Raw genomic sequence first — 2,103 nt, 5'->3', positions numbered from 1 at the left:
TCGTTCAAGCAGTTGGGGAAGGGTTTTACTATTGGAATTTTTGGTGGATACATGATTATAGCTAGTTTTGTATTGTTAGTTCTAAGGATGTTGCCGATTTCGGAGAGTGTAACAATGTTGGGTTTTTTATATCTAGCGGTAATTTTGCTTATGGTTATAGGCATAGCTTTTATTGGCTCTGGATTAGCGAAAGTAGGTACTCTGTACAATAATACGCTTATGGCTTTAGGAGCTGTTTTGTCAATATTCACGGTTATTCCCTACTACGGAATTATATTAGGTTTAATAGGGACTATACTAGTTAACATGGGCTTAAATCAGCTGTTGGGCAAATTTAGTAGTGCGTAGTGAAAAACTTTTTTCGGAGAGAAGTTGTTATATAAAATGATATAATCTTTTCCAAATATGATTAAAGAGATTAAATAACTCACTTGAAGGTTTATGACTTCTGGGGGAGAATATATATTCTGGGGGAGAAGTTGTTACTAGATGAAAGTCCAAAAACGAACAGACATGGTCTATTTGACAGGGAAAAAAGGATATAAAATGTAAACAGACCCCTCCTAACACTATTAGGCATAAGAAGAATAGGCAAAACATCAACACTCTACCGCACTAAAAGAGTTAAGGGAAGTCTTAATAGACTGTAGAAAGTTAAAACGGCAGAAAGGACTTATACAGCCTATTCTCAAACAGCTTCTTATCAGTCCTAGACAAGATAAAAGGCGTGATATCAATAGTAAGGGGAGTTAGAATACTAGGAAACTCAATAGAGTTTAAATGGAAAGGAAGGGACTCGCTATCGTTAGCAGATTTGTTTGACCACTTAAACGAGAAAAGACTAATTATTGTAATCGATGAAGCACAGAGACTACGTGGGCTTTTATCAACTGAAAAATGCAATAGCTCATGCTTATGACTACAAAAAACTTTCATATTATCTGAGATAGGACTACTTTACGACTTCCTAGGAGTAGGAGACAAAAACTTAGTTTTGCGTCTCATCTTTAACCTCGAGAATATGTAAAATATATGATGGGATGAATTTTACGAGCTATTTAGAGTTATTTTTGATAGCTGATTTCAATATTCTTTCAATTAATTCTATATCGTTTTCATTTACTATCTCAACTTTTGGGGGGATGGTAGGAATTTCTGTTGATTTATTTACTTTATACGTTAAATAAATGATAAACACGTTAAAAGCTTCCTTAGCTAAATTAATTGCTTCTTCTCTCTTTCCTTCCTTTAGCAATGCCTTTGATCGCTCAATTAGTTCTAACGCATTTTTTCTTAAATCTTCCATAAAATGACCTAAGTTATTTAATTGAAAATGCTTTTTTGAAGTTTTCCTCAACTATTTTCATTACTTGGTTTTCGTCTAGGTTAAGGGTTTTTCCTATGAAAGATATTGCATTTGGTATATCGGTTGGTTCAAGTAACTTACCCCTATACTCATATCCTCCATCGCTTTCAGTCAATAGGATTTTTGGGTCCGCTTTCTCTAAAATAATTCGATGTTTTTTCTGAAATGTAACTGATGGATTTATCGTAATGAAGTATCCCATTCCCTCTATATCCTTTAACAAGTCTACTGGTCCAGTATACCAATGAATTATTGCCTTTTTAATATCGTGTCTAATCAAGATTTCAAGAACATCTTTCCAAGCGTCTAATGCGTGTACGTTTATTAGTTTTTCCTTTCCTCTTTCTATTTGTTCTATGAAGTATTTTATTTGAACTTCTTTAGGAGCCTTAGCGAAGCGATAGTCTAATCCTACCTCGCCTACGAAGTCCGCCTTATCTATTAAAGGGATTATTTTTTCAAGTTTTTCCTCATGAACCTTCCATGGATGGATTCCTACTCCCGTTAAGATGTTTATTCTCTTTAGGGATAACGTGTCAATTGCAGATTCGTAATCCATTGATACTGCAGATATAAAGTACTCTTCATAATTTTTCTTCAAATAAGAGTAGTGACAATGAGCGTCAAAATATTTGATCATAAAAAAGGGTTTTGATTTAAGAAATAAAAACGCTTATTCGACTTGTATCGAAACGTTAGCGTTTACTTCTCCTTCCCCTAGAAATTTGAATTCTACT

The 2,103-nt window shown here is 34.0% G+C and carries 4 protein-coding genes; 2 read left to right on the top strand and 2 right to left on the bottom strand.

The features are described 5' to 3' along the window. On the top strand, nt 1–348 hold a 348-nt coding region (locus DMP16_RS09355; protein ID WP_143577147.1), incomplete at its 5' end, for a DUF973 family protein. A 379-nt stretch (nt 349–727) separates the two neighbouring features. Beyond that, nucleotides 728–919, top strand: a complete 192-nt coding sequence (locus DMP16_RS11455) for a hypothetical protein (protein ID WP_069281626.1) — start codon at nt 728–730, stop codon at nt 917–919. 135 nt (nt 920–1,054) lie between these two features. On the opposite strand, the gene DMP16_RS09345 is transcribed toward DMP16_RS11455, so the two are convergent. Both DMP16_RS09345 and DMP16_RS09340 read right to left on the bottom strand, forming a co-directional pair. Continuing rightward, nucleotides 1,055–1,306, bottom strand: coding sequence for a hypothetical protein (locus DMP16_RS09345; RefSeq protein WP_069281624.1), 252 nt, complete (start codon nt 1,304–1,306; stop codon nt 1,055–1,057). A gap of 13 nt (nt 1,307–1,319) precedes the next feature. After that, nucleotides 1,320–2,006, bottom strand: coding sequence for a TatD family hydrolase (locus tag DMP16_RS09340; protein WP_069281622.1), 687 nt, complete (start codon nt 2,004–2,006; stop codon nt 1,320–1,322). Nucleotides 2,007–2,103: the final 97 nt, after the last annotated feature.

Origin of the sequence: Sulfolobus sp. B1, assembly GCF_007050195.1 — an archaeon.
Lineage (GTDB): Archaea > Thermoproteota > Thermoprotei_A > Sulfolobales > Sulfolobaceae > Saccharolobus.
The sequence above is the reverse complement of the archived record's forward strand: the minus strand, read 5'-3'. Positions and strand labels throughout refer to the sequence as shown.